Genomic DNA, 26993 nt, shown 5'->3' on the forward strand with positions numbered 1-26993 from the left:
TCGCCCTCCGTCGTGGCGACGGGCGGACCCTAGACCAAACCCGCCCCCATCGTCAATCCGTTTCTTCATGTTTTTTGAAAAATTTTCAGAGAAACTCCGCAAATCGCTGAAAAAGAAAGAATTGCAGTTCCGAAAATCTAACAGCTAGCGCGATTTACTATGATCTTCCCTCGGAATGGCGAGTCCCTCCGGAGCCGATAATGACGATTTTGACAGTTACCCATCCATCCGTTGAGCTGATCTCAAATTCATGCGCCCCGGGATAGAGAAGCTCCAGTCGACTCCGCACGTTCGCCAGGCCAATGCCGCCGACGTCATTCCGGTCATCCGCATGGCGCTCAAACCAAGTTCCCGTATTGGAAATTTCTAGAGTCAATCGATTTTCAGCTAGACTCGATTTTATCCGAACGAGAAGCGTCTGGCCTGAGGACATCCGACCATATTTCACCGCATTCTCAAGGAGAGGCTGAATCAGGACTGCGGGTATCTCGATCCCCAGGCTCGCTGGATCGATATCCAGCTGTAGACGCAACTCATCACCAAACCGGATTTTCTCGATCTCAAAATATTCGCGGGAAGCCCCAATTTCTTCGCTCAAAGGGACCAGTGAATTTAGCTGAGTGCCCCAATTTCGGCTCACATAGCTTGAAATGGCATCAAGTAAGTGATCTAATTTTTGGTTTCCCGCCGATTCATTTCGAATCAACTCCAGTGCTTCCGACACAAAACGATGTGGTATCTGTGATCGCAGTAAATGAATTTCCGCCTCTTGCTGCCGCCTCAGCATTTCATCTAGTCCAATCTGCTCTTCTCGCCGATCGAGGGAGCGCTTTGCCATGAGCCAAAACATGCTCCAACCGGTAAAAAGCAGGAAAAAATAGGTCAGTACCCCAAAGTGAAATACCGGGGAATCCGAGGGGGAGCACTTCGCAAATCGGCCAAGATTAGAGTAGAGTGGCACAAAAAGATCCGGAACGATGCCAAAATGCCAAATCAGCGTGACACAAACGGAGACGATCACCGCTAGCAGTGCCTGAATCGACAACTTTAAGGATAGAAAAAGCCTGCACTCATAGAACCATCCCATCAAAGAACTTACAATCAACGACATCAAGGCATCCACAGCCTTGACCCATATAAAGCTGACTGCGGGGGCGCTCCACTTCATTCCGTACCGTAATCCTACGTAATAAATTGGAAATGAAGCCAGAGCATACCCGCCCCAGATCATGGTTTGGAATCTCCAAAAAAAAGGAATCCTACGCCATGCCGAGCCGAGTTTGATGGAAATTGAAGATGGCATTATCAAACGGATGAATGGATAAGTAAAACAGGATCAGGATATTAAGACCATCGGTGGATTGCGAATTTTGATCTGGAGTGCTGATTGGCTATGAGAAAGCTCCACGGTGCACCGATGCTGGTTGGCCAGCAATTGATCAAGCCGCTCGCGTATTTGATAAAGGTCTGGTTTCGCCAAAACTTCGACTCCTACCCCGCCCCATACACCTTCGATTTTCGCCCCCAACTCGATCAATAACACTTCGTTCCGAAAACTTGAACGGAACACGATCACTTGCTGATGAGGAATCCTTTCTCGAGCCAGCATCAAAGCCTTCTCGATCAAAAGTCGAACGATGACACCGGGGACCAACACCCCGGCACCTTGTAGCTGATTAACTATGGTAACATGTAAGGAATCCGAGAACCAGCGTTGCTCGATTGAGATAAAACATTGGAGTGCTTGCATCTCCTGATCTAGCGGCACCCAAATTTGCTCGCGATACATCAAGCAGTGATGCAAATACACGCACAAATTTTCAATAACCTGCTCCGCTTTACCATTCTCACTCACTTCGTTTAGAAGCGAATTCATGACATTAAATAAGAAATGTGGTCTGATCTGGGAGCGAAGCATCAACAATTCGGCCTGTTGAAGACGCAATTGTGAGTCCCTGAGCGCTTGGTCCTTCTTTCTAGAATCCTTGAGGTAGGCGATCAGCAAATAAATGGCGCACCAGCCTGTATGCAGGAGGAACAAATAGGATTCCGCCGCCAAATGTAAGGCAAGTTTATTACCCGGGTCCCAAAGCCTCGGTTTTTGATAATGGTGGGCAATCGGCATAATCACCAAAACCCTCACTATAAAATGGATAAAAATAACAGCACTTGCGGCCAATAAACTGATCAATCCGATCGATTTTATAAATCCAATATTTCTCTCTCGAGATCGTTTGAGCATCCCAGACCATCCAGTTGTCAAAACAATCGACGCGAAAGTATCAATGATACGAATTAATACAAAAATATGGACTGGCCCTCGCCATTTGACGACATAATACATTCCAATCAAATGAACTGGGAATGAGAAGAACGTGTAAATCAGCCAAAAGAGAATCTGATATCTACAGACAAACGGAAGCCGAGCCCATCGACCTTGAGCCTGAAATCCCCTTTGATTTGAAATAGCTATTGGAGAATTCGCACTCAACTCGGTGCTCCAGCTATTTCAGACCTATAGAAGATGCAATTCCATATTTTCTGAAATCTTCAAAATGGCTCCTACACAAGACACAATAATCCAGCAAGCCACTAATCTTACGGGAAAAACTTAGGCATTTTGTCAATACACCATTATCGATATCATATTTGATCGACGATTTTCCAAATATACCATGAATCTAACATTCATCATCGCTGCTGCCATTTCGCAACCAAACCTAGAGATTACAAATAATTGCCCATAATCATCATAATTCCGTTTTACAAAAATCTCACAATTCTTAATAGCAGGAGATACTTTTTGAGATTCGCTTTGTTCCATCCGCCCCATGCCGCGCCAGCCAAATACCATGCATCAGCCGAATGCGAATTCGGACGAAGCTAAGGACAGCCATACCGAACGTGTTTGGCGCACGATGATCGTTGAAGACGAACCAGCAGCGCGGGAACGCCTCAAGCGATTACTGGAGAAACGGCCTGAAATTTATCTGATCGCGTCTACTGGCAACCCAGAAGAAGCCATCAGGCTATTCACTCAGCATTCACCTGAGCTCGTGTTCTTGGATATCGAACTCAAAAAAACCAATGGCTTTGATATTCTGTCCCATCTGACTCCAATGCCAAAGGTTGTCTTTGTCACCGCGCACACGGGTTATGCCGTAAAAGCATTCGAGGCCAATGCCATTGATTACTTGGTAAAGCCAGTCTTTCCCTCCCGGTTGACGGCAACGCTTGATCGATTGATTTCGCCTGGTTTGCAGAAAAATGATTCTACGAGCTGTAGATTCCCCATCCAGGACTCGATCGTTCTTCGTCATAACTCCTCTCCCCGGCAAATTGCGGTGGAGGAAATCAATTATATCGAGGCAAACGGCAATTACTCGAAAATTTCTACCCCATACAGCACCAAGACCATCGCCTATCGCACCCTCAGTCACTGGGAAGAACGTTTGCCACCGAAGCGATTCCGGCGCGTGGATCGTTCCATGATCATCAATGTTTCACGCATTAAAGATCTGGTAGTTACCGAAAGAAACAGAACGAAAGTCTACTTCCACGATACCCAAAACCCGCTCCTGATCGGGCGGACAGCTCTCCTACGGCTGCAGTCGTGGTTGAAAAAAGTGTGATCGAATTGCAGTTTCCCAGCCTCGGGGACCAAATATTGGGCACCATTTATGGAAAAATCACTATAGAACCGGCAAAGACCTATACGGTAGACTCATCGTATGAAAAAGAGCCGGGTGGTCGTAGTAGGTGGTGGGGTGATCGGGCTCTGTACCGCCTACTACGCACTCCGCAAGGGAATGGAAGTCACCTTGGTCGATCGCGGCAAGCCCGGGATCGACAATTGCTCGGCAAGAAATGCCGGTATGATCGTTCCCAGCCATTTCATTCCACTGGCGGCCCCGGGCATGGTCGCCAAAGGCCTTCGCTGGATACTGAACCCGAAAAGCCCGTTTTATGTCCGCCCTAGCCTGAATCCGGATCTGATGCGCTGGGGCTGGCTCTTTCTACGCTATGCCAATGCGCGCCACGTTGAGCACAGTGTCGAGTTGCTGCGTGATTTGAATCTGGAAAGCCGCCGGTTATTCGAGGAACTCACGGCGGACGAAGATTTTGGCCTGGTGAAGCGAGGTTTGCTGATGCTTTGCAAATCCGGCAAGGGATTGGAGGCGGAGGCCGAAGTCGCCGATATGGCCAGGCTACTTGGCATCCAGGCTGAAGTGTTGGACGCCAAACAAACGGCAATGGTGGACCCATCCGTCACCATGAACATCGCCGGGGCCGTGCATTTTCCTCAAGATTGCCATTTAGATCCTCAACGATTTCTCGAGTCCATCACCCGTCGCGTCTTGAGCATGGGTGGAACCATTCATCAGGAAATTGAAATCGACCGGATCATCCGGACCCCGGACAAGATCACTGCCGTGGAAGGATCCGGCCAGCGATTTGAGGGCGATCAATTCGTCATTTGCGGCGGCTCCTGGACTTCGAAACTGCTAAGAAATGTCGGACTGCGCTTACCGCTACAGCCCGGGAAAGGCTATTCATTGACCATTGATTCCCCACCGCAGCTTCCTCAATTGTGTTCCATTTTGAGTGAAGCGAAAGTCGCGGTAACTCCCATGGACGGGCGTCTGCGGATTGCCGGCACGATGGAAGTGGGCAGCATGGGCACTCATGTGAATCGCAACCGGGTTGAAGGCATCATCCATTCCATCGTCGACTATTTCCCAGTGTTTGACGGAGTCGATTTTTCATCCATCGAACCATGGGCTGGTCTTCGGCCCGTCTCACCAGATGGAATCCCCTATCTGGGGAACGCGCCCCATATCGAAAATCTCTTCATCTCCACGGGCCACGCCATGATGGGCTTGAGCCTCGGCCCTGTCAGTGGTCGCGCAATGGCGGATCTGTTGACCGGCGAAACACCATTCCGGGATTTGGCCGGAATGGCGGTCAATCGATTCTAACGAAACTTCCTGCGGTAAGCCAGCGGTGGCATGCCCGTCGCCTGCTTGAATTGGCGTGAAAATGCCGACTGATCCGAATACCCGCAATCCAGGGCGATATCAGCAATTGCCTGGTCACTATTGCGCAACTTGGTGCATGCCGCATCGATTCTGACTTTCACCAAATACTGCCCCGCTGAAAGATGGAACAATGTGCGGATGCGTTGATCAAATTGATAGACCGATAGCCCGGCCATTTCGGCGAGTGCCGGCAGCCGCAGAGGTTCATCAAAATGTCGATGAATGTAGTCGATCGAGACCGATAAAGCCGCAAATTGATCACCCAGTTCGGCCGGCATTTGGATGTCGCGGGAAATCCCGCAAATGCCGGTAACAATGCCATCAGCCCCTGTAATGGGCTCTTTATAAGTGAGGCACCAGCCGCTGCCGCCTCCCGGATACAAGTGCAATTCCAAATGATCCCGGATCGGGCTACCGCCTTGTAACAGGGTTCGATCCTGATCGGCGAAGGCCGAGCCAAGCGGAGCAGGGAAAAGTTCTTCGGTCGTCCGCCCGATCACATCTCGCTTCGAAGGCAATCCACAACGCGTAGCCAGTGTATCATTCACTGCCAAATATTTGCCGCCAGCATCCTTGATAAAAAACACAATGTCCGAGACACCGTCAAAAAGTCGGTCAACCGGCAACATGGATGGATCAAAACCCATCGGACGGGGAGAATTATTCATATAAGGGCAATTGGGTTTTCTATACGATTTCGGAAGCCATAGCTAGACCTTACGCCAAGACCCCGATTAGTAATGTGGTCGAAATGTCTACCATCGCCCTTAAGGTCATTGATTCCCACGCTGAAGGAGAACCCACGAGGGTTGTAGTGGAAGGTGGACCGGACTTGGGCAACGGCCCCATGTCTGAACGAGCTGCACTTCTTCAGCGAGACCATGATTGGCTTCGTAGTTCGGTTTGTAATGAGCCGCGTGGACATGAGGCAATGGTTGGTGCGTTGCTATGTGAAGCTTATGAAGCGGATTGTATCTGCGGCGTGATTTTCTTCAATAACGTATCTAACCTAAACATGTGTATACACGGAACGATCGGGCTCACCGTGACACTAGCTCATTTGGGCAAGATACAAATCGGCTCCCATCGGATTGATACACCGGTTGGAGTGGTTACCGCGACTCTGCATCCAGACGGAAGCGTCGAGGTCGCCAATGTTCCCAGTCGTAGAAAAGCGAAGGACGTGAGCGTGGAAGTTCCCACCTGGGGTGTGGTGACCGGGGACATCGCCTGGGGCGGCAATTGGTTTTTCCTGATTCAAGGCCAGGGCCCTGAAATCAAATTTAAAAATCTGGATGATCTAACCGACTTCACCTGGAAAGTCCGGCTCGCACTCGAAGCCTCCGGTATCACCGGAGACGATGGCATGTGCATCGACCACATCGAAACCTTTGGGCCGCCCGTTGATCCAGCGCTTGCAGAGAGCCGGAATTTCGTACTTTGCCCGGGGCGTGCCTATGATCGTTCACCATGCGGAACCGGAACGAGCGCCAAACTGGCATGCTTAGCCGCTGATGGAGATCTGGCTCCAGGGCAAATTTGGCGGCAGGCTGGAATACTCAACTCTGTTTTCTCGGGAACCTATTCGGAACTGCCAGATGGCTGGATCCTGCCACGCGTCACAGGTCGCGCATGGGTCACCGGCGAATCCACATATTACTTCCATCCCGAAGACCCCTTCCGGTTCGGCATCCCGATGGACTGAAACCGGAACGAATCGATTTTTTTACAACAAGCTTTATGAAGATCCAATGGAAGGGCGTGATGCCCGCAACTGTCACTCAATTTAACGCAGATCAATCCATCGACCATGCGCTCATGGCAGAACATGGACGCTGGCTGGTCGAAAATGGCTGTAGCGCCATTGTGCCACATGGCTCGCTCGGTGAAGGCGCGACGTTGAGCTTCGAGGAAAAGGTTGCGCTCCAAAAAACCTATACCACCGCCCTGCCCGGCACACCTATCATTCCAGGTATCGCAGCCCTGACTACGAAAGAAGCCGTAGATCTTGCCAAAGCGGCTAAAGACAACGGATGCAGCGGCCTGATGGTGCTTCCACCTTATCTCTACGCCTCGGATTGGCGGGAAATGAAAGCGCATACGAAAGCTGTCATTTCCGCCACCGATCTGCCCTGCATCATTTATAACAATCCGGTAGCTTATAAAACCGACTTCACTCCTGCCCATATCAAGGAATTGGCGGATGAGCTTCCCAATGTCGAATCGGTTAAGGAATCCTCGACTGATGTCCGCCGCATCGCCGGCATCCGTGAGCTGTGCGGTGACCGCCTTGCGATCGGAGTCGGGGTCGATGATTGCGCCTTGGAAGGGTTCGCCATGGGAGCCAGCTTCTGGATTACCGGTGTCGGTGGTGCATTTCCAAAACACAACGTGAAGTTATTCGATCTCGCAACAAGCGGCCGGATCGAAGAAGCGATGCCCATCTATCTCTGGATGCTGGAAATGCTTCGCATGGACACCGTGGTCAAGTTCGTCCAGCTGATCAAACTGCAGCAGACCCTGGCGACCGAGGGCAAAATGGGTAATAATCGAGTACGGGCTCCCCGACTGGAACTGGAAGGAGCCGAACTCGCTGCCGCGACTGCAATCATCGAGAAAGCAATTGCGACTGCTCCTGCAATCTAACCGATTGCGGAAAACGAACCACCCCGCCCCAAACTCATGTCACTCGATCTACTAGGAACTTCATTCATCGGCTATTCACGCGGCACTGGCCACAACTCATGCGGCAAGGCGATCAATCCTGCGACTTCCGAAGAACTGGAGCCGACCTTTCGGTCCGCTACGCCGGATGAAGTGGAAAAAGCCATGGCTCTCGCGAAGTCGGCATTTCCAATCTACTCCAAACTTCCCGGTAGCGTGCGGGCCAAATTCCTCCGCACCATCGCCGAGAAAATTGGCGCCCGAGTGGAGCTTCTCGCCAAACGAGCCCCGCTCGAAACCGCGCTCCCGGAAGCACGGATCCGCGGCGAAGCGGCTAGAACCATGGGGCAGTTTCAGCTATTTGCGGATTTGATCGAAGAAGGTTCCTGGGTCGATGCCCGGATCGAACGAGCGATTCCGGATCGCCAACCGTTAGCCAAACCCGACTTGCGATCGATGCAGGTCCCACTCGGCCCAGTCGCGGTATTTTGCGCCAGCAACTTCCCGCTCGCCTACTCGGTTGCAGGCGTGGATACCTCGTCCGCTTTGGCGGCTGGTTGTCCGGTTGTTGCGATCGTTCATGAATCTCACATGGGAACAGCCGAACTGGTGGCAGGTGCCGTGATCGAAGCCGCCCGTGAGTGTGAGATGCCCGAAGGAGTTTTTTCATCCCTTTGTGGTGGAGGAAGAACGGTCGGCGTCGCCGTCGTGAAACATCCCATCACCTCTGCCGTGGGCTTCACCGGTTCACGTTCAGGTGGAACCGCCCTGATGGAAATTGCCGCATCCCGCCCGTGCCCGATCCCTGTTTATGCGGAAATGAGCGCCATCAATCCGCTGGTGATCTTGCCAAGTGCCATTGCCACGGAACCACAAGCCACCGCATTGGCAGAAGCCTACTTCGCTTCGCTCACACTCGGCTGTGGACAATTTTGCACGAACCCCGGACTGGTTTTCCTACCTGACACAGGAGCCGAACCTTTTGTGGAAAAACTCCGATCATTGATCGCTGCGGCCCCGGCAGCCGTGATGTTGAACGAAGGCATCGCACGCGCCTATCAAACCTCCACCAACACCGTTGCCGACCAACCAGAGATTGATCTGCTGGCAAAATCAGAAGCACGGGGTTTAAATACGGCACCTCCCGTAGTATTCACCACCACTGCGGCAAAATTCCTGGAGAATCCGAAGCTGCAGGCGGAAATGTTCGGCCCGGCATCAATTCTCGTTTTCGGCAGCAGCAGCGAAATCGAAACAGCGCTTGCCAAGCTGGAAGGCCAGCTTACCGCCTCCATTTTTGGCAGCGGGGATGAAATTTCGTGGAATACTGGCATCGTCGATCAACTGCGGAAAAAATCGGGCCGATTCATTTTCAATGGTTTCCCAACCGGAGTCGAAGTCTGCTCCAGCATGGTTCATGGCGGGCCATTTCCAGCGACCTCCGATGGTCGCAGTAGTTCGGTCGGCACCATGGCAATTTTCCGATTCTGCCGTCCGGCCGCCTGGCAAAACGCCCCGCAAGATGCCCTGCCACCAGAGCTGCGGGATGAAAACCCTCTGGGAATTTCCCAACACATTCATTGATCCCATTCATGTTCCGTATCCTGATTCTCGGCCTTTGTCTCATCATTCCACTCCAGGCTTCATCGGACGACTTGCAAGTCCGGAACGCAATGAAGAAAGCGGACTCCTTAGGCCGGGAATACAGGCGACTTTTGGATAAATCCAACTTCCGCGCCCACTGGGCGGATGATGACTCGCGGCTGATCTATCAGATAGATGAATCGGCAAATGGAACCCGGTATTACGAAGTGGATCTGAAATCCGGGAAAGCCACAGCGGCATTTGATCAGGAACTGTTAGCGAAAGCTCTGGGACAAAATTCCCATCAAAACGTCCGAGCTGGCAATTTGCCATTGATAAGTTTAAAGCCAGTCACGGGTTCCCCAAGCATTCGTTTCTTTGCTCTGGGAAAAAGATGGCAATGGGATACCACCTCAAACTCACTGCAGGCTGATAACACCCCAGCCAAAAGCATCGCCCCGTCAGCGCCAAACGCGAACCCGCGCAGCACCAGCAGCAACATTCCCACGGTGGTCTTGATCCAGAACTCGACTGCACAAGATCTGGTCGTGCAATGGGTCAATGAATCAGGAGTTGCAAAAAACTATGGGACCATCCCGCCAAGCGAAACTCGGGAATTTCAGACCTATGCCGGCCATGTTTGGCTGTTTTCCAATCCGGCGGGCAGTCGCTTGGCATCCGTCCGCGCAGCTGCTGATCCAGTGAGTGTGACCATCACTGGTAAAGTCCGATCCGCTCGCCCAGCGGACCCCGGCATCTCACCGGATGGTAAATGGAGCGCCAGGATTCAAAATAACAATCTGTATCTCCAGAATCGAGAATCCAATGCCACCATCCCATTAACCAAAGACGGCTCACGCTCGCATCCATACGCTGGTGAATTGTCGTGGTCACCCGATTCCAAAAGTCTCGTCGCCTGGCGAGTCACCGTGGTGCCTGAGAGGCAGATCAACATCGTCCAAAGCACCCCACCGGACCAGCTGCAGCCAAAACTCCTCACCTTCAACTATGCCAAACCGGGCGATGAAATCACACGCCGCCGCCCGGTTCTCTTCGACCTGAGCGAAGCCACTCCGAAGCTCGTCCAGCTGGATGACGGGCTTTACCACAACCCATGGAAAATCGACCGACTGGAATGGCTGAACGATTCATCGGAATTTCAGTTCCTTTTCAATGCCCGGGGACATCAAACCATGCGGGTGATCGGGATTGCGCCGAAAACGGGCGTTACCCGCATCGTGCTTGAGGAAACCAGCGACACCTTCATCGATTATTCCCAGAAAACCTGGATGCATCGATTGGCTGGCTCCGCGGACTTCCTCTGGGCATCCGAACGCGACGGCTACAACCACCTTTATCTCATCGATGGCAGAGCCGGTAAAATCCGCAAACAGATCACCAGCGGCGATTGGAATATCCATCAGGTCGACGATATTCAGGAAGCCAACGGTTCGGTCGAAATGTTGGTGGAAACCCTCGGCATGGATCCCACCCAGCCGTATCATCGCCAATACGCCCGCATCGTTTTGAATTCGGAGGATGACGTGAAAATAACGCGTCTGACGGAATCGCACGGGAATCACACGATCGAGTTTTCTCCTGGAAAAACCTGGGAAATCGCAACCTGGTCGCGCCCAGATCAGGCCCCCGTGACTGAACTGCGCCGGGGAGGTGACGGGAGTTTGGTTGCCGAACTCGTCAGAGCGGATACCTCAGCGATGGAGCAACGTGGTTGGAAAGCCCCGGAATCCTTCGTTGCCAAGGGGCGTGACGGCAAAACCGACATATACGGCCTCATTTTCCGGCCCAGCAATTTCGACCCGAACAAAAAATATCCGGTCCTGGAAAATATCTACGCGGGCCCGCATGACTTCTTCACCCCACAGAACTTCAGCTCGTGGAGCAGTCTGAATGCGATGGCTGAGCTTGGTTTCATTGTGGTGAAATTGGATGGCATGGGCACCAATTGGCGTTCGAAAGCATTTCATGATGTCGCCTGGAAGAATCTGAAGGATTCCGGATTTCCTGATCGGATCCCGTGGATCAAGGCGGCGGCTGAATCCCGCCCGTGGATGGACCTGTCTCGGGTCGGCATCTACGGCGGTAGCGCGGGGGGACAAAGCGCGCTTTCTGCCCTGCTTCATTTCGGCGATTTCTATCAAGTCGCTGTCGCGGATTGCGGCTGCCACGACAACCGCATGGATAAAATCTGGTGGAATGAGGCCTGGATGGGTTGGCCCGTCGATGAAAGCTACGCGGAAAATTCCAATGCGAATTACGCTGCAAACTTAAAAGGCGACCTGATGCTTTTCGTCGGTGAACTCGACCACAATGTCGATCCCGCCTCAACGGCACAGGTCGTGGCCGCTTTGCAGGAGGCTGGCAAGGTGTTCGATTTTGTCCCGGTGATGAATGCCGGTCACGGTGCCGCCGAGACGCCCTACGGAAATTTTCGCAGAGCTACGTTTTTGGTTCACCATCTCAACTCACTCTAATCAAGCCTGGGCCAGCGATCGATTGGGAACCAGAAAAGGCAGGTTCATCTGCTTTGCCGATGGACTAAACCCATGAAATCCACGGACCGCAGATGAACCGCCTATCGTTTCCTGACCGGTAAACACAACCCAGTCTGTGACATAAAATCGAGCTAATTCTTTGATTTTGTTGGTTAAACTGGGATCCCAGTTCTCCATGCCTGTCCCAGGAACAAAAAAACCTTCTCCCTCCGAAGAGAGAGAAGGCTAAGGGTGAATCAGCACTGGCAGACCGTTTTCCTCAGCGCCTCCCCCCGGATGCACGGAGAATCACGACCTCAGCCGCATAATTCTGGGACCTTTATGGAACATAATTTTGATCAAAGCAATTTGAAATTAAGTATTTCGGGAATTTAATTGCCGACTGGCCTTGCGAAGGCTTGCTGGGCTGAGATTATAAATTGTGATCCGGCAAAATTCCCGCTTGCGGGTGCTTGTTTCAGGCCCATTTCGCTTGCCAGCTTTCCAGGCAAGCGCCACAAAAGCCGTCCGCCCGACCGGGGTGCGCAAAATCAGTTGCTTTGTCCGGTCGGCCGGGCAATCCATTTTAACCGCGTCGCTCCCATGGACACACTTTCATCACGAATCGCCAAAGTCTCACCCTCGCTCACTCTGGCTGTCACCGCCCAAGCCAAGGCGATGATCGCACGGGGCGAAGAAGTTTACGCCCTTGCCGGTGGTGAGCCGGAAGTCGATACCCCTGCCTTCATCAAGGAAGCCGCCATCGAAGCGATCCAGAACGGCAAGACGAAATACACCCCTGCCAGCGGGATTCCTGAATTGCGCCAAGCGCTTTCAGAAAAGTTCCTGGCTGATAACAATCTGACCTACGCACCTAGCCAAATCTGCGTCACCTCTGGTGCCAAAATGGCTTGTTTCAATGCCATTCTCGCAGTGGTTGAAGAAGGCGATGAGGTCATCATCCCGACTCCTTACTGGGTTTCCTACCCAGAGATGGTGCGCCTGGCTGGCGGTATCCCGGTTTTGGTTGAGACGAAAGAGTCCACCGGCTGGAAGATGACTCCAGAGCAATTTGAGGATGCGATGACCCCTGCGACCAAAATGGTCATCATCAACTCCCCGGGCAACCCGACCGGAGCCGTTTATAGCGAAGAGGAGCTTCTCGCCCTTGGTGAAATTGCCATTGGCGAGGACATCATGATTCTTTCCGACGAGATTTACGAAAAGCTCATCTACGGTGAGGCCAAACACGTTTCCATCGCATCTCTGAGCGAAGAGCTCTACAATCTCACCATCACGGTGAACGGCTTTTCCAAGGCTTATTCGATGACTGGCTGGCGCCTCGGCTACACTGCGGCACCGAAGGAAGTCGCGGAAGCCATTGAAAAGATTCAGAACCACACGGTCTCGAACGCCACGACCTTCGCCCAGTTCGGCGCTTTGGCTGCGTTGAAGGGTGATCAAAGCTTTATCGAAGATCTTCGCGGTGAATACGACGTGAAGCGCCAATTCATGCTGGCTCGCCTGAAGGCGATCCCGAATGTCCGCGTGGTCGAACCTCAAGGCGCATTCTACTTCTTCGTCTACACAGGCAGCACCGGACTCAAATCCACCAACCTGTGCGACAAGCTGCTTTCCCGCTACAAGGTCGCGGCAGTTCCCGGCATCGCATTCGGCTATGACGAAGGCATCCGCCTCAGCTACTGCACCACTCTGGACATTCTCAATGAAGGGCTGACTCGCTTCGAGCAGTTCTGCAAGGAGCATTGATCCTAGCTGATTCTACCAAACCGCCATCGGCTATTTCCCGCCGGTGGCGGTTTTTTTATGGCTCGAATCGATCCGTTTTAACGGTAAAACCGCGCTGCGCCCCGACGCAGCATCGGGTCGGCGTAGGAGGCATCATCCAGCACATCCGGAGCTCCCTTTCCTCGCCGCCAGCCATGATAACTGGCCAGCGCCTCAAATGCGGCATTTAACGAACCCTGCATCGGGTTGTTCAAGACCAAGCCCACCTCAACGTTTTCCGGCAAACCAACCGGGTAAAGCAGGCCCGCTTGGGACAAACGCCGGATTCCTTCGCCAAACTCTTTGCCGCCACTCAAGGCCAGGCTCATCACCATTTCATGCGGATAAAGCCAGCGCAGCCCCACCACATCGACTCCGTTTGCGGCATATCCATCCCCGGGCAAACCAATTTCACCGGCTGAAAGTCCGAAAATCCCCGCACGGGCCGCCGGCGAATCTGGCCACTGTTCCTGCACGTAAGACATCTGGCGCAGCAGCAAGTTCCGCCGTGCCTCCGGCCACACCGTGCCAGTGATCAAATCCGGCTCAGGTCGATCGAAGTCCGGATAAAACAAACTCTGAAGTTCGACGATAAAGCCCACCCCCCGAAAAACCTGGCCGCCACCCTCCATACGACCTCTCGGTTCGCGATCCGGCACCATTCCTTCCAGCGCCAGAACCATTGCCGTCTCTCCGCCCCAGTCACGCCATTGTGCAGTCAGTGCCGTTTCCCGATCTTCCCTGAAACCGTGACCGATCCATCCGTTTTCGTCCGTCAGGGCATCAAAGTCCAATCCCTCAATCGCTTTGCCGACCTCTGCGGAAACGTCTTCCAAGTTCAACACATCAGCGGCCAATCGTAGCCCGTGCAAGGCGATCGCCGTGTCCACGGTGCTGAATTCCGTGCCCGGGTGAATCACCAATCGGCCATCCTCACTGCGCTGCACGAAGTGGGGCAAAAATCCCGCAGCTCGGGGAAGATCCAACACCACTTGCGCCGTGTGCCGGACTTCCTTTTCCACCTCGGGCCGATCCAGAATGCCTTCCGCCGCCGCCACGGCACTTGCCATGGCAAACATTCCAGTCGAAGCAACCGAATCAAAAACACCAGGAGGCACATGGGCACGGTCACGAGTCAGACCGCTGATCGGATCGTGACAACGCCGCAATTTCCCGAGCGAAACCCGGAACATCCACTCCTCCGGTTCCATCTTTGGGCGTTCGACTTCGAAGCCAATCGATGAAACGTTTGCACTGCAGCCGGGCTCCACCACCCAGTTGAAAAATTTGAGTTCCCCCAATCCGGATGGCTCGACATCAAACCGATTCCGCGTGCGCTCACCGGGTGTCAGCTCCAGCGAACGCGTCCACCGCACCTCCCCCGCCGAATTCACCAATTCGATCTTCAAGGTCCCCTTTCCCTGCACATCAATCGTTACTCCGCGGATCGGCGCACGCCATTGCTCCGGCCCGCCAAGTCCGAGGACATCGGTGGGATCGAGCTGCCGGTTCACCTCAGTCGCCAACCCAGCAAGTGAATGCCAAACGCCGGTCCACTCGCCTGCGGCCTTGACCCGGATCACTCCCGCATTGGCATCGATCCGCTTTTGCCCTGGTCCCATCCAGCCAAAGTCGGTGCCGAAATTGGTGAAATTCTCGAACGGATTGATCCGCGGCGCCGCATCCAGACGCTCACCCGGGAAGGAAATCGAATAGTTCGTCACTGGTTGCCACACCGTCTCGCCGAGCGCCAGCCCCTGAAGCAAAACTAAGATGATCCACCAGCGAAACCCCCGCATTTTGTTCATACTGTTCTGGGACCTCCAACCTTGCAAGCTCCCTTGCTTAAGTACTCCGTAAAATCAATACTTTCTAAAATCTTTCCGTCCCGTCGCCGGTCCGGGGTTGCCAACTTGCGAAGCATCCCCCAACTTGCGATCAACCACCCAGAATCTCAACAGGTTCGATAACGAATGATCTCTTTTCTTTTCAGCTGCGAGCATGCCACCTGCGCCATTCCGGAAGCGTATCGCCAGCTATTTCGTGGCTCGGAGGACCTTGTCACCTCTCCCAAAGGTTGGGACCCTGGCGCCTTGAATCTGGCCCAAGGATTTTCGATGAAATTCCGAACCCCCTTGATCCACGGCGACATGACGCGCTTGCTCATCGATCTGGATGAAAACGGAGACGAGCGCTGGAGTCAGATTTCCAGGAATTTGCCGGAGGCCACCCAGGCAAAACTGATTGACCGGCACGAGCGGACTTATCGCGCCCAGCTTCAACTGAGGATCTCGGACGACTTGATCCGCAACGATTGGGTCGCGCACCTGATGACCCACACGGTGGATTCGGAAGTTGGAAAAATTGAACTGCTCACCCCACCCCATTGCGAAAACGCCGAGCAATTTGCAGGTCGGTGGTCGTCCCTGATTCGCCAGGCTGGATTGGAAGTTTCATTCCGGCGCGCCGCCCCGCTCAACGGACTGGTCAACGAACTCATGCAACAGTTCCCGCCATCGCAGTATGCCCCGGTGCGGCTGGAAGTATCTCAATCGTTCTTCCTAACAGGAACGCCGTGGCGTTGGGAAACTCTGAAACGGACGCTGATCACGACGTTGAAATCCGCAGCGGACGCCGTGCAAAGCAACTGAGCTTATTGATTCTTGAGGCGCCCGATCATGCCTGTGGTTTCTTCAACCGACATGTCCCGCTGCTCATCCCAATTCACCACCTTGGGCTTGCCGTAAACCTTACGACGGAAGTCCGTTTCCGCATCGGATGGCTTGTCCAGATTTTTAGCTGATGCCTCATTCGCGGCATTCGTGCCGTAATCGTTCGTGGCGAAGGCTTCCTGAACGACATTTTTACTGCCTTCGTCTGCAGACTTGTTCGCAAAGTTCGAAGCTTTGGCAAATTGCGAGCCATCGGTATTTCCGTCATAAGATTTGAGGCTGTAATCTTTATTGCCCCAGAATGCCTTCTTTTTGAAATCCCCAGAGGCATATTCTTTCTTGGCGTAGTCACTGGTCGCCTCAGAAAGTTCGCCCTTGCTCTCAAACTCACTCCGCTTGCTTCCTGCCCCCCCCAATTCGCCGTTGCTATAGCTGTAGCGCTGTGCCCCATTGATTCTCTGACTCAGCGTTGGGGTGGAAACCTCACTGGAGGAACCAGAGCTGCTATTTGAAGCACATGAAGCCAGCAGGAACACCGCCGGACTTAAGATGAAGAGAGTTTTCAAAGCAGTTGTGGGTTTAGTTTTTAAAGAGAGATCAATTCGGCGAATTGGCGGGCTCCTGGGTAGCTGATGGCTTGATTTCGATTTTTTTCTCCAATGCCGGGTCTGGAACTTCTCCACGCTCCAAGGCTTTTTCGTAATACTCGCGCGCCTCATCCAGCCGACCATCCATCTGGTAAAGCAGGGCGAGGTTGTAATAGGGAGCGGAAGAGACCGGATCCGCATTGATGGCCGCTTTGAAGTAGGCGATGGAATCCTTTGGCTGGCCTTGTTGATAGCAAATCTGCGCAAGCACCATGAAGGCCAACGAGTCGTCCGGGGCAAGCTCCGTTGCCCGTTTCGCGGCGGTTTCAGCAGACGCCAAATCGCCGATCTGCATCAGGGAAAGGCCAAGCATGCGGAACGAGTAAGCATTTTTCGGATCCAGCTCAGTTGCACGGCGGAACACGTCCACGGCGGCTAGAAAATCTTTCAATTTAAGCTCAACAACCCCCAGCTTGCACAGCGCGGAAACATCACCTGGATTGCTCTCAACCATCGTCTCGAACAACACTTTGGCCGGGAAGAATCGCCCTTTTGCAAAGGCTTTGACCGCAGCTCTGTTGTAGCTTTGCTCTTCCTGCTCCAAGGCTGCGGTGGCACGTCCCACTGATTCGCGGTCCCTCGCCATTGGCGAAATGAAATGCCCATCCACATTCCGGTCCGCGATCAGTTTTTGTTCTTCAGGAGACAAAACCAGTTCTTCGCCTTTCAGGAAATCGATAGCTTGGGCCAGACGCTCATCTTTAGAACCCAATTCTTTTGCCGCCTCCTCAAGCACCTCGCGCGCCTGCTTGTGTCGTTCTTGGACGACCAACTGCCGCTTGATGAGGTTCCGCAGCACGTCCGCCTCTTCAGAACTCATTCCGGATGAACCGGTGGCCAGCGTGCCTTCTTCATGGCGTAGCCGTGCCTGGAGTTCATCCAGCCGTTGCGCCTGCTTGCGTTTTTCCTCCTGGAAACCATTAATTTGTGACTTGGCGATGGCCAAGTCGCGCAATGCCTCCGCTTGGTCATCCTTCGTGGCATTGTTATCCAGATTCAGACGATCGACCTTCTCATTCGCCTCGCGCAGCTGTTTGACCAGCCCCACATTTTGCTCGATCAACTCGTTGATCCGATCCGTTTCGTTCAGTTTGAGCAATGCCGCCATCTGGTCGCGCTCCTGCAGCAGATTATCCCGCTCATCGCGCAACTGATCGAAAGCATCCTTACTTTGCTGAAGTTCTACTTTAAGATCTGCGATCTGATCGTTCGCTTTCTTCAGCTCGCTGGTTTTCTGATCGAGCTGCTTTCCAAGCTCCTCCAATTGGCGACGCTGACCGGCCACCAAGTCATTCGCAACATCCTGCTGAACCTGCAGATCGCGCGTTAAATCCGCTTCCTTTTGATTCATGTCCGCGACTTTTTTCTTCATCGCGTTGAGATCCGCTTCCAGGGTTTGTCGGCGTGTTTCAGCTTCCAAATTGGATTCACGACTCTGGTTCAAGGCTTTCCTGAGCGCCTCTCCCTCCATTTCCAAGCTTTGGATGCGGTCGTTCAGTTGATTGAATTCATTGCGCATCGGCTGTGCTGCGAGTTTCGCACGCAACGCGCGTTCTCTGGCTTCTGCCTGGCTTAGCTGAGAATTCAATGCATCACGCTGGCGTTCCACATCGTGCAATCGGGACGCATCTCTCGCCGCTTGATTCGAATTGGCCAGCAAACCTTTGAGTCGCTTCACTTCCGCCTCCGCCTCTTCCAGACGCCGGGTCGCTAGCGGATCAACTTCCAAAATTCCGGGCGAAGATAATGGGGCGACTCCATCCGATGGATCGATGAATTCACCGGATTTGACATCGCCTCCTTCGAGTTCTGCCAAACCACCGAGCTTTGCCCGTTCCTCTTGCGCTTGTTTCTCGGCCTTGGGCTTCAGCTCGCTAGCGGCTTCCTTGTTATTCTCGTATCGGCCTTCCACCATCGATTTTTTCCAATCCGGATGATAATGCCTGATGGTCTCGATGAGTTCCTGAGCCTGGGACATTTTTTCCCACGCCTCACGATAATTTCCACTTTGCTGCAATTCATCCGCCGAACGACGCAACATATAAGCCTGTAGGAAAATATCGGAAGGGTCCAGTTGGGTAGGATGCACCGGCGCCGTCGTCTGCGCGCACAGCAAATCGGGCGAACCGACGCCGAGCAAAGCGGCGAACACGATGGCCTTCGCAGGAAGTAGAATCGGGCGGCGATATCGCATAGGAACCCGCAAAATAAGGAGAAGCCACGCGCGCGGCAAGCCGGATTGTCAGGCAGATTTACGGCCTGCCTGACTTTTGAAATCGCGAAAATCGAAACGTCCCCCAGAAGAGACGTTCAAGCGCCTGCGAGAACCATCTTGCTGAACTCCTCCACCTCCTCATCGGTAGTGGAGAAGTTGGTCACCAAACGCGCAACGACTTCATGCTCTTCGACTTTGTCGGTGAGATCACCCGGAACCGGCCATTGGTGGAACATCACGCCAGCAGCGCGCCAGCGATCCGCCTCCGTTTCCGGCATGATCGGGAAAAGCTCGTTGGATTCGACACTCCAGGCCAACCGGCAATGCTTGCTCTGCTGGATCGCCGCCGCCATCCGAGTCGCTTTATCATTCGCCGCTTTGGCGAGATCGAGCCAGAGATCATCCTTCAAATAAGCATCGAACTGCGCCGCGATGAAGCGGGTCTTTGAGAACAACTGAGCAGCACGCTTGCGGATGTAGGGCAGATCCTTCGCCTTTTCCGGATTGAAAAAGACCAATGCCTCCGCGCACCAGCAGCCGTTTTTGGTTCCGCCGAACGAAAGCACATCCACCCCTTGCTTCCAGGTCATCTCCGCTGGCGACACCCCAAGCGTGACCAGCGCGTTGGCAAATCTTGCGCCGTCCATGTGCAACGGGATGCCCTTTTCCTTACAAATCCCGGCAATGGTGGAAATTTCTTCAGGCTGATAAATCGTGCCGACCTCGGTTGCCTGAGTGATCGTCACCGCCATCGGCTGGCCGGCGTGGATGAAATCGGGGCGGAAGCTTTTGAGCTCTCTCCGCAGCTCACCCGGCTTCATTTTTCCGGAAGGACCATCGACCGTTTGCAACCGCGAGCCGCCAGTGAAGTATTCCGGGGCACCGCACTCGTCTTTCACGACGTGGGCTTCCCGATGGCAGAATGCCACACCGCCCGGGCGGTTGACCGCGGCAAGTGCCAGGGAATTCGCAGCCGTGCCAGTGCCGACGAAATAAACCGCCACTTCGCGCTCGAAGATTTCGTTGAACCGCTGCTCCACCTGCTTGTCGAGGGCGCTGGTGCCGTAAGCCGAAGCCATGCCCGATGAGTGACGAGCGAGATTTTCTGAAATCGCGGGATGCACGCCCGCCCAGTTGTCCGAGGTGAAATACATGATCGTTGTGTCCGGTGATGTGAGACGAAACCGACCGGATTTTCGGGGCCGGTCAGGCTGCAAACGCGGTGCTTGTTGCGCGATCGCGGGCGCTTGTAAATCATGATTCCCCGCCAATTCCTTGACAGAATGCCCCCGGAGAACTCACGAATTTCACAGGTCGTTCATTCTACTGGTGATAGATCACTGATGTGCCAAAAATCTAACAATTCAGCAATCAGCACCACCCGGCATGACGCAGCACCTGGATCGACTCCCGGATGTTCATCGCCCCCTCGGCTGCGGCACCGATTTCATCGCGCCGCCGCTTCCATCGGGCTGCTTCCTCTGGGCTTGGACGATACGGTTTGCCATGCGGCACACATTGGCCGACCAGCATCGCCAGATAGCCATCGAAGCCAAATGAGTTTTGCGGTGGCAGGATGATCCCGTTGAGCAATGTGCTCGGACCGTTTTCCAAGTAGGAGTCGACCATTTGCTGCGCGCCCCCCAGTCGAGTATCTGCCCGGCAGGTTTGCCAAAATGGCGTATCCAGCCTGGTGTTGAACTTGTAATGCACCGCCAGGAAGTCGCGGGTATCATCCCACTGGCCGGCGTTGTATCGATTGTAAAAATCGACCAAGCTCGGCGTCGGCTCGCACAGACTGTCCATCAAAACATCGGCCAGGGTGCTGGTTTGGACGCAGATGATTTGCAAGGCCGTCGCTTCGAGTGGCTCGACGAATCCGCTGGCGTTGCCGATGCCTACCACATTTCCGGACCACATTTTTTCGCAGCGATACGATCGGAATTTCACCACGCGCGGCTCGGTGCTCAGTTGGGGATTCTTGCGGCGGAATTCCTCCAAAGCCGCATCGTCGCTCACAAAGTTCGACGCGTAGACATAGCCCCGATTGATGAAATTTTCGTGTTCAATCTGCCAAGCCCAACCGTGATCCATCGTTTCCGCGGTAGTATAAGGAAGGATCGGCTCGTTGGTGCGCGACCAGCCCGCGATCACCGCACGATCGCAAAACAAGGAGTCCGAATACGTCACTTGGGGGACAGCCAATGCTTTACCTAACAACTCTGAGCGGAATCCGGAGGCATCGACAAATAAATCCGCCGTCACACTTTCGCCCGATTCCAGGATCAAGCGCTTCACCCCCAATTCCGAGCCACCATTCGTGTTCACCGGGCCGGTTTCGACCTGATCCACTTTGCCATCGGTGATGGTCACCCCAACCGCACGCGCCACCTGTTCCAAGTAGCTGACGAGCTTCTCATTTTCGATGTGATAGGCATGGGGCGGACGGATTTGCGGCGTGCCATCCGGTTTTCTCGGAAACACCGTTCCCTTCGCCATCAGGGCCGAAATCGGGCCAAGCCACGTGGTTTCTTCATCGTGGTAAAATCCGGGCCGCCTGCTGAATCCTTCGATTTCCTGAGTGTATTCCTTCGCGAAGGTGTAATAAAATTCCTCCCTGGGCCCCCACAAAAAGCGGATGCCCAGTTTCCAAGTCGGCTGCACCCCTTGATAAAACGGCTTCACCGGCATTTTCAGATAATCGAAGAAATGTCGCGGGAACGCAGCGGTTGTCCCCTCACCCACCCCGATGACCCCGATGTCCAAACTCCGGATCAATCTCAACTTCAGATGCGGCAGTTGTTTTGCCAAAGTGATCGCTGCTAACAGTCCAGCACTCCCTCCCCCTAAAATGACGACTTCCTGAATCATATCGTGTTCAATCGAAACCATTAGAACCACAATTCAGAACAATACCAGATAACTATTTCACACTATCAGTTATTCCAAAACCACCAAGACATTAAGAATCAGTCAAACTAACCCAACACCAACCAATTCACGCATTGACGGTATCTAGTTTTTTTGCATTCTAGGGAACTGGCTAACTAAACCCACTTGGCCACATTGATAGACTCCCGTTATGAAAAACCCGAATAACCGCAATAAATTCCTGTTGGCATCAGCCGCCATGGCTTTGTCGCTACCGCTTGCTGTCCAAAATGCCGGCGCATCTGTTGTTAACCTTTATACCTTCAACGACGGCACCGCGAATGATAGTGTTGGTGGCCAGAACGCAGTAGCCATCAATAGCCCGGTCATCTCCGGCGGTAGTGTTACTTTAGCCAACAGCGGATTGAATAACGCTAACGGCTCAACACAATACATTGATCTACCAAACGGCCTGATTAGCACCGCATCCTCCGGCGGTACGAGCGGCGCATTCAGCTTCTCAATCTGGTTCATCGCTACCGAAAGCCGGAACTGGGCTACACCGCTTTCTTTCGGTACCACAGACGGTGGGGAAAACGCCGCTTCCGGTGCAGGTAGCTCCGACTACATCCAACTCATTCCAGATACAGACGGCGGCAGCCCTTCCAACACCTTCCGGCTCACGGCTCACTCCGCAGCGGGTTCAGAACTCGGAGTATCACAGGCTCAGGACCAAACCGCCCCACTCAATACGCTGATCAACGTGGTCGGCGTGTATGATCTCTCTGCTGCAGCTGGCTCGCAGCAATCCTTCTATGTCAACGGCGTGCTGGTTGGTTCAAGTGATCTCCCGGCAGGACTCGATATCAACACCTTCACCAACAACAACAACTGGCTCGGTCGCGGCCAGTGGGATGGTGATGGCGCATGGGTCGGCTCGATCGATGAGCTCGCCATTTACGACAATGCTGTGGATGCCACGGATGCAGCGAACATTTACGCAGCCGGCCCGGTCGCGGTTCCAGAACCAAGCGCTGCGGCACTGATGTTGGGTGCAGCGGCTGCAGCCAGCCTGCGCCGACGCCGCGCCTGATCGATCTTTCTTTGTTGATGATTCGTTCGGTAACAACGCCCTCTCCGGCATCGCTGGGGAGGGCGCTTTTCTTATACGCGTTTCAGAAAAAGCGCTGAGATTTAAGATCGGATCCAGCGTCCGGTGGCAAATCCACCGATCACCCCACAACTCCAACCGGCAAAGTGGCCACCGATGTCGGTATTTTCACCGGAAATCCCGAACCATCCCAGCATGATCAATCCCACCATCACAGGGACCATCAACGGCCTTAGTTGGAGAAACGACCGCCCCCTCCAAGACCGGAACGCGGCAACCCCAACCAAGACTCCCAAGGCAGCGAAGGTCATGGTCGATGCACCAATCGACTGGAATGCCGCCGGATAGCGGAGCCAGGCATTCAACGCATTTCCGAGCGTCCCCGCCAACAGGATCAACGGCCAACCTCGCCATGCCCCTAATGTTTGCGCCACCATGACGCAAAATACGCCTCCGATGCAGAGATTTCCGAGCAAGTGCCCCACTCCGCCATGCAGAAACAGCGCGGTGAACGGACGCCACCATTCGTGCTGATCGATCATCCCCAGACTGGAGTTGCTGAACCTGCCAGTCACCGCCGGATCGTTGAGCTGCCAGATGAAAACCGATACCAATGCCGCTAGCCAAACCGAGAACCAGGCAAAGCCAGGTGGGAAAACCGGCAACTCGACCGGCTCGATTCGCTGCGACTCTTCGTCCTCATAAAGTTCCAGCTCCTGACGAATCGCCAGCTCATCTTCCGGTTCTGCATGCAGGGCGAAACTTCCCGGTCTTTCCTCCTCAACCCAGCAAGACCGGCGCATCGCCAGGATCACCAAAGCCCGCTCGCACGCGGCCTGCAGTGACGGCCAGATTCCGACCACCACTTCCTTACGCTCCAGCTCTTGTTGGGCTTCCTCCATCGCCATCCATCATGGCCGATCTTCCAGCTCCGCGCAACCGGTCAAACACCGTTCTTGCCCGCGAAACATTTCTCCTCCCCTTACCACGCATTTGGGTGTTAGTTGCAAATCCAGAGAGATGCCAATCACACGAATTTTCTTAATCCGCCACGGTGCCACCGAGTTGACCGATGAGGATCGCTTTGCAGGCTCCACCAACGTTCAGCTTTCCGAGATGGGACGCGAGCAGGTCCGCCGACTCGCCATGCGGCTGAGCCACATCGATGTTGCCGCCGTTTACGCTTCGCCGCTCGATCGAACCATGGAAACCGCATCGATTCTCGCCGAACCGCACGGACTGGAAGTTCACCCCGTCGACGGATTGCGGGAAATATCCCACGGTCACTGGGAAACGCTGACCCGGGATGAGGTTGAAGAAAAATTCCCGGACGAAGCCGCCGCCTGGGACGAGGATCCCTACACGCACGCGCCAGAAGGTGGTGAAACCGGCCTCGCCGTGACCGCGCGTTCTCTGCCTGCTCTGCTGGAAATCGTGACACGCCACCAAGGCAAAACCGTGATTGTCGCATCTCATAAAGCAACGATTCGCCTGCTGCTCAGCTCATTGCTCGGCTTCGATCCTCGCCGCTTCCGCGACAATTTGGATCAGGATCCCGCTGCACTGAACATCCTCGATTTCAAGGATTCGGTGCGTTCACGGCTGATGCTTTTCAACGACACTTCCCACTATTCCGAGACCGGCATGGCCCTGCCGGAATCTGCTCAGACTTGCCTCTCCAAATGGTGGGCGAAGTGACCCGATGAAACCGCCATCCATTCCCCAAAATATGCGCATCCGCTTACTCCGCCCAATACCGAGACAGCGCCGTCGGGCTACCGTAGAGGAAATATCCGAAATGAAGATCCAGCTCCTTCCAATTTGGTTTCGTCGGGGGCTCGCCGTCATTGGCGTGTTGATGATTCTGCTAGGTTATTGGGATTGGTTCGACTGGCCAGCGATCGTCTTGAACCTAATGGGGATTTTGGGAGTAATCATGATTCTATTTTCAATAGCTGGCCTGCGGACCACGATGGATAAAATTCTAGATCCATATCAGCCTCAAAAACCAGCTCGGTTTGGCCCCGCAATCCTCGATGGAATCTGGAACGCATTCGGCAGCATTTGCTCGTCGTTTTGGTGACAACACGACACCCGCCATAAGTTCTCATTTTCTCCTCGTCAGTCCGAAGTCGTAGGGCAACAGTCGTTTTTTCATGAAAAAAGCCCCCGCCATCATCCCGGCCTTCTGGCTGCTTCTCATCAGCAAGGCGTCGGCTGGCATGACGACGATCACGCTGACCGATATCGCGCGGGCGCGGATCGATGCGATTTCGTTTTTCATCGTCGGCTATCTGCTCATTTGCTGGTTCGTAAAGTTGATCTGGAACCAATTGGTCAAATCGTTTCCGGCAATTACGCGCCTGAATTACAAGCAAGCGCTCGGCTTCGTTTTTGTCGTCTCGCTGTTGTTTTACGTCGTCCTCACGATGATCTCCGGAGCTCGCGAATTGCTCACTCCTGGAGCATGGGAAAAGCAAGGCGCTCGATACCGACTGCGCGAAGGCGAGGCTCCGTTTCCTGAAAAAGAACAACGTCGAACTTCACTTCGTAGCCTGCAGAAAGCGATTTGGAGTTACGCGGAAAACCATGAAGGTCGCGCTCCAACCAGTCCGCTGAATTCTGAAATCGACCTGAACCTGTGGCAATTCCCGGGCGGTGGCCTCTACGTGTTGATGCCGGATGTGCTGCCAGGAGTCGGACGAAAAATCCTGGCCTATGAACCTGCGTCTGCTGGCGGACGGCGCTTCATTCTGCTCTCTGATGGCAGCATCGAGGATCGCTCGGAAAATGTCCTGGCAACCGAAATTCAAGATCAGTCAAAGCGATGAAATCGAAAGGAAGTTTGGGCGCCTTGGGAGTTATCGTGATTGTTAAGCTGATTCTTGCTTCCCCGTTGCTTCCACGAAACATCTACATCTTCGAGCCACCACTGCGTCTGCTCGGTGGCTGGATTGTCCACTCATTCATCGTCCTTCCAATCGCAGCTGCAAAATGGCGGACCATGCTTTTACCGGCCTCTTGCCTGATTGTCGCGACTCTCTTTGGCCACGCTGTAGTCCGATCCATTTTACGAAAGAGCTTCACTCCGATTCAGTGGAACTTTCGACAAACCACGTCAGTTGTTGCACTGCTTTTGTTCACTAGTAGTGCAGCTATCGCCATTAGCGCGGTCGCCCATCAACTCGTATGGTTGAGCACTCAGGATAAGATCACCCAACGATCAGGAAATTCCGAGACTACCGCAGCCCTCAGCATCGCCAAAAACCTTTCCATCGGGATCGATTCGTTTCAGCAAGAAACCGGGCGCCCCCCAACAACTCTGGAGGAAGTGATCGAATATCTCCAAATGCCCGATGAGCAGTTTCGTATTCGTTTTGATAGTGGACCGAAGGAAGGTTTTTTGATCCTTCCACCAGCGAGCACCACCGCCCTAACCACAGAAGCCACTCCTGTGGTCATCTCCCCCGTCCTACCTGAAAGCGGAAAATTCATTGTCGGTTACTCGGACGGCTCGGCGAATAGTTGGCCTGCTCGGCGTTTTGTGAAATTCCTCCAATCCCGCAAAGCCGCAGCGGCACCACCGGCAAATGACTGAGCCCCTCGTCAGCTTCGTGATCCACCTCCTGTTCGGCTTCGCGTTTTTTCTGCGAAGAAATCTGGCCGATATTTCCTGGGATTTTTCCACCTGTGGCGGTGGCTTGATCGCACTGGCCTTGGCGACCTTTCTAATCCACCGATTTTTCACCCGCGTTGCCGCAAAAGTCCGGCGTTACTGGTGTTTTCGCAGCACCGTCTGCCTGATGATGCTGCTGCCAGTTTTCTTCGGCATGGCCTTTCTCATTCCAGGCATTCTGCTTCAGTGGAGCCTGTTAGATTGCTGAAACCTCAGCCGAATTTGCAAGTT

22 protein-coding genes are annotated in these 26993 nt (G+C 53.8%); 13 read left to right on the forward strand and 9 right to left on the reverse strand.

The window, feature by feature from the left end:
• Window positions 1-157 precede the first annotated feature (157 nt).
• Both JIN85_RS01215 and JIN85_RS01220 read right to left on the reverse strand, forming a co-directional pair.
• Window positions 158-1231 carry a sensor histidine kinase gene (locus tag JIN85_RS01215; protein ID WP_200266794.1) on the reverse strand — a complete coding sequence of 358 codons (1074 nt, stop codon included), beginning with the start codon at window positions 1229-1231 and terminating at the stop codon, window positions 158-160.
• Between the two features lie 105 nt (window positions 1232-1336).
• Window positions 1337-2344 carry a histidine kinase gene (locus tag JIN85_RS01220; RefSeq protein WP_200266796.1) on the reverse strand — a complete coding sequence of 336 codons (1008 nt, stop codon included), beginning with the start codon at window positions 2342-2344 and terminating at the stop codon, window positions 1337-1339.
• 487 nt (window positions 2345-2831) lie between these two features.
• On the opposite strand from JIN85_RS01220, the gene JIN85_RS01225 reads away from it, so the two are divergent.
• Both JIN85_RS01225 and JIN85_RS01230 read left to right on the forward strand, forming a co-directional pair.
• Complete coding sequence (locus JIN85_RS01225) at window positions 2832-3632, forward strand: LytR/AlgR family response regulator transcription factor (protein ID WP_200266798.1); 801 nt, start codon at window positions 2832-2834, stop codon at window positions 3630-3632.
• Between the two features lie 99 nt (window positions 3633-3731).
• Window positions 3732-4979, forward strand: coding sequence for an NAD(P)/FAD-dependent oxidoreductase (locus JIN85_RS01230; RefSeq protein WP_200266800.1), 1248 nt, complete (start codon window positions 3732-3734; stop codon window positions 4977-4979).
• Here the strand turns inward: JIN85_RS01230 and JIN85_RS01235 are convergent.
• Window positions 4976-5707, reverse strand: coding sequence for an AraC family transcriptional regulator (locus JIN85_RS01235; protein ID WP_200266802.1), 732 nt, complete (start codon window positions 5705-5707; stop codon window positions 4976-4978). The two genes, JIN85_RS01230 and JIN85_RS01235, sit on opposite strands and share 4 nt — an antisense overlap.
• Window positions 5708-5790: 83 nt before the next feature.
• On the opposite strand from JIN85_RS01235, the gene JIN85_RS01240 reads away from it, so the two are divergent.
• From JIN85_RS01240 to JIN85_RS01260, 5 genes are all read left to right on the forward strand, one after another.
• Window positions 5791-6744 (forward strand): proline racemase family protein, encoded by a 954-nt coding sequence (locus tag JIN85_RS01240; protein WP_200266804.1) that lies wholly within the window; start codon window positions 5791-5793, stop codon window positions 6742-6744.
• 35 nt (window positions 6745-6779) lie between these two features.
• Complete coding sequence (locus JIN85_RS01245) at window positions 6780-7685, forward strand: dihydrodipicolinate synthase family protein (protein WP_200266806.1); 906 nt, start codon at window positions 6780-6782, stop codon at window positions 7683-7685.
• A gap of 36 nt (window positions 7686-7721) precedes the next feature.
• A complete protein-coding gene (locus JIN85_RS01250) occupies window positions 7722-9287 on the forward strand; it encodes an aldehyde dehydrogenase (NADP(+)) (RefSeq protein ID WP_200266808.1) in 1566 nt (521 codons plus the stop codon).
• A gap of 8 nt (window positions 9288-9295) precedes the next feature.
• The gene (locus JIN85_RS01255) at window positions 9296-11782 is read left to right on the forward strand and encodes a prolyl oligopeptidase family serine peptidase (protein ID WP_200266810.1); all 2487 of its coding nucleotides are present in this window, start codon (window positions 9296-9298) and stop codon (window positions 11780-11782) included.
• 603 nt (window positions 11783-12385) lie between these two features.
• Window positions 12386-13552: a pyridoxal phosphate-dependent aminotransferase gene (locus tag JIN85_RS01260; protein ID WP_200266812.1), complete on the forward strand. Its 1167-nt coding sequence runs from the start codon at window positions 12386-12388 to the stop codon at window positions 13550-13552.
• Between the two features lie 77 nt (window positions 13553-13629).
• On the opposite strand, the gene JIN85_RS01265 is transcribed toward JIN85_RS01260, so the two are convergent.
• A complete protein-coding gene (locus JIN85_RS01265) occupies window positions 13630-15378 on the reverse strand; it encodes a hypothetical protein (protein ID WP_200266814.1) in 1749 nt (582 codons plus the stop codon).
• A gap of 165 nt (window positions 15379-15543) precedes the next feature.
• On the opposite strand from JIN85_RS01265, the gene JIN85_RS01270 reads away from it, so the two are divergent.
• Window positions 15544-16221: an N-formylglutamate amidohydrolase gene (locus tag JIN85_RS01270; protein ID WP_200266816.1), complete on the forward strand. Its 678-nt coding sequence runs from the start codon at window positions 15544-15546 to the stop codon at window positions 16219-16221.
• A 2-nt stretch (window positions 16222-16223) separates the two neighbouring features.
• Here the strand turns inward: JIN85_RS01270 and JIN85_RS01275 are convergent, their stop codons facing one another.
• The 4 genes from JIN85_RS01275 to JIN85_RS01290 form a co-directional block, all read right to left on the reverse strand.
• The gene (locus JIN85_RS01275) at window positions 16224-16808 is read right to left on the reverse strand and encodes a hypothetical protein (protein WP_200266818.1); all 585 of its coding nucleotides are present in this window, start codon (window positions 16806-16808) and stop codon (window positions 16224-16226) included.
• Between the two features lie 31 nt (window positions 16809-16839).
• Window positions 16840-19083: a tetratricopeptide repeat protein gene (locus JIN85_RS01280; RefSeq protein ID WP_200266820.1), complete on the reverse strand. Its 2244-nt coding sequence runs from the start codon at window positions 19081-19083 to the stop codon at window positions 16840-16842.
• 116 nt (window positions 19084-19199) lie between these two features.
• Window positions 19200-20258: a threonine aldolase family protein gene (locus tag JIN85_RS01285; RefSeq protein ID WP_200266822.1), complete on the reverse strand. Its 1059-nt coding sequence runs from the start codon at window positions 20256-20258 to the stop codon at window positions 19200-19202.
• A 217-nt stretch (window positions 20259-20475) separates the two neighbouring features.
• Complete coding sequence (locus tag JIN85_RS01290; protein ID WP_200266824.1) at window positions 20476-21996, reverse strand: tryptophan 7-halogenase; 1521 nt, start codon at window positions 21994-21996, stop codon at window positions 20476-20478.
• 190 nt (window positions 21997-22186) lie between these two features.
• On the opposite strand from JIN85_RS01290, the gene JIN85_RS01295 reads away from it, so the two are divergent.
• The gene (locus tag JIN85_RS01295) at window positions 22187-23068 is read left to right on the forward strand and encodes a LamG domain-containing protein (RefSeq protein WP_200267181.1); all 882 of its coding nucleotides are present in this window, start codon (window positions 22187-22189) and stop codon (window positions 23066-23068) included.
• 101 nt (window positions 23069-23169) lie between these two features.
• On the opposite strand, the gene JIN85_RS01300 is transcribed toward JIN85_RS01295, so the two are convergent.
• Window positions 23170-23994 carry a rhomboid family intramembrane serine protease gene (locus JIN85_RS01300; protein WP_200266826.1) on the reverse strand — a complete coding sequence of 275 codons (825 nt, stop codon included), beginning with the start codon at window positions 23992-23994 and terminating at the stop codon, window positions 23170-23172.
• A gap of 112 nt (window positions 23995-24106) precedes the next feature.
• Here JIN85_RS01300 and JIN85_RS01305 point away from each other — a divergent pair, with 112 nt between their 5' ends.
• The 4 genes from JIN85_RS01305 to JIN85_RS01320 all read left to right on the forward strand — a co-directional run bounded on the left by JIN85_RS01305 (window position 24107) and on the right by JIN85_RS01320 (window position 26970).
• Entirely contained in the window at window positions 24107-24784 is a 678-nt protein-coding gene (locus JIN85_RS01305) for a histidine phosphatase family protein (RefSeq protein WP_200266828.1), read from the forward strand.
• A gap of 458 nt (window positions 24785-25242) precedes the next feature.
• Window positions 25243-25917, forward strand: coding sequence for a hypothetical protein (locus JIN85_RS01310; protein WP_200266829.1), 675 nt, complete (start codon window positions 25243-25245; stop codon window positions 25915-25917).
• Window positions 25914-26684 (forward strand): hypothetical protein, encoded by a 771-nt coding sequence (locus JIN85_RS01315; RefSeq protein ID WP_200266831.1) that lies wholly within the window; start codon window positions 25914-25916, stop codon window positions 26682-26684. The genes JIN85_RS01310 and JIN85_RS01315 overlap by 4 nt, the downstream gene beginning before the upstream one ends.
• Window positions 26677-26970: a hypothetical protein gene (locus JIN85_RS01320; RefSeq protein WP_200266840.1), complete on the forward strand. Its 294-nt coding sequence runs from the start codon at window positions 26677-26679 to the stop codon at window positions 26968-26970. The genes JIN85_RS01315 and JIN85_RS01320 overlap by 8 nt, the downstream gene beginning before the upstream one ends.
• The last annotated feature ends 23 nt before the right edge of the window (window positions 26971-26993 follow it).

Origin of the sequence: Luteolibacter pohnpeiensis, from assembly GCF_016595435.1 — a bacterium.
Taxonomy (GTDB): Bacteria; Verrucomicrobiota; Verrucomicrobiia; order Verrucomicrobiales; family Akkermansiaceae; genus Luteolibacter; species Luteolibacter pohnpeiensis.

What these genes read in the sequence shown, in the direction of transcription:
- JIN85_RS01215 (WP_200266794.1), bottom strand. Translation starts at nt 1,231, where the DNA reads ATGATCTGGGGCGGGTATGCTCTGGCTTCATTTCCAATTTATTACGTA.
- JIN85_RS01220 (WP_200266796.1), bottom strand. Translation starts at nt 2,344, where the DNA reads ATGTATTATGTCGTCAAATGGCGAGGGCCAGTCCATATTTTTGTATTA.
- JIN85_RS01225 (WP_200266798.1), top strand. Translation starts at nt 2,832, where the DNA reads ATGCCGCGCCAGCCAAATACCATGCATCAGCCGAATGCGAATTCGGAC.
- JIN85_RS01230 (WP_200266800.1), top strand. Translation starts at nt 3,732, where the DNA reads ATGAAAAAGAGCCGGGTGGTCGTAGTAGGTGGTGGGGTGATCGGGCTC.
- JIN85_RS01235 (WP_200266802.1), bottom strand. Translation starts at nt 5,707, where the DNA reads ATGAATAATTCTCCCCGTCCGATGGGTTTTGATCCATCCATGTTGCCG.
- JIN85_RS01240 (WP_200266804.1), top strand. Translation starts at nt 5,791, where the DNA reads ATGTCTACCATCGCCCTTAAGGTCATTGATTCCCACGCTGAAGGAGAA.
- JIN85_RS01245 (WP_200266806.1), top strand. Translation starts at nt 6,780, where the DNA reads ATGAAGATCCAATGGAAGGGCGTGATGCCCGCAACTGTCACTCAATTT.
- JIN85_RS01250 (WP_200266808.1), top strand. Translation starts at nt 7,722, where the DNA reads ATGTCACTCGATCTACTAGGAACTTCATTCATCGGCTATTCACGCGGC.
- JIN85_RS01255 (WP_200266810.1), top strand. Translation starts at nt 9,296, where the DNA reads ATGTTCCGTATCCTGATTCTCGGCCTTTGTCTCATCATTCCACTCCAG.
- JIN85_RS01260 (WP_200266812.1), top strand. Translation starts at nt 12,386, where the DNA reads ATGGACACACTTTCATCACGAATCGCCAAAGTCTCACCCTCGCTCACT.
- JIN85_RS01265 (WP_200266814.1), bottom strand. Translation starts at nt 15,378, where the DNA reads ATGAACAAAATGCGGGGGTTTCGCTGGTGGATCATCTTAGTTTTGCTT.
- JIN85_RS01270 (WP_200266816.1), top strand. Translation starts at nt 15,544, where the DNA reads ATGATCTCTTTTCTTTTCAGCTGCGAGCATGCCACCTGCGCCATTCCG.
- JIN85_RS01280 (WP_200266820.1), bottom strand. Translation starts at nt 19,083, where the DNA reads ATGCGATATCGCCGCCCGATTCTACTTCCTGCGAAGGCCATCGTGTTC.
- JIN85_RS01285 (WP_200266822.1), bottom strand. Translation starts at nt 20,258, where the DNA reads ATGTATTTCACCTCGGACAACTGGGCGGGCGTGCATCCCGCGATTTCA.
- JIN85_RS01290 (WP_200266824.1), bottom strand. Translation starts at nt 21,996, where the DNA reads ATGGTTTCGATTGAACACGATATGATTCAGGAAGTCGTCATTTTAGGG.
- JIN85_RS01295 (WP_200267181.1), top strand. Translation starts at nt 22,187, where the DNA reads ATGAAAAACCCGAATAACCGCAATAAATTCCTGTTGGCATCAGCCGCC.
- JIN85_RS01300 (WP_200266826.1), bottom strand. Translation starts at nt 23,994, where the DNA reads ATGGCGATGGAGGAAGCCCAACAAGAGCTGGAGCGTAAGGAAGTGGTG.
- JIN85_RS01305 (WP_200266828.1), top strand. Translation starts at nt 24,107, where the DNA reads ATGCCAATCACACGAATTTTCTTAATCCGCCACGGTGCCACCGAGTTG.
- JIN85_RS01310 (WP_200266829.1), top strand. Translation starts at nt 25,243, where the DNA reads ATGAAAAAAGCCCCCGCCATCATCCCGGCCTTCTGGCTGCTTCTCATC.
- JIN85_RS01315 (WP_200266831.1), top strand. Translation starts at nt 25,914, where the DNA reads ATGAAATCGAAAGGAAGTTTGGGCGCCTTGGGAGTTATCGTGATTGTT.
- JIN85_RS01320 (WP_200266840.1), top strand. Translation starts at nt 26,677, where the DNA reads ATGACTGAGCCCCTCGTCAGCTTCGTGATCCACCTCCTGTTCGGCTTC.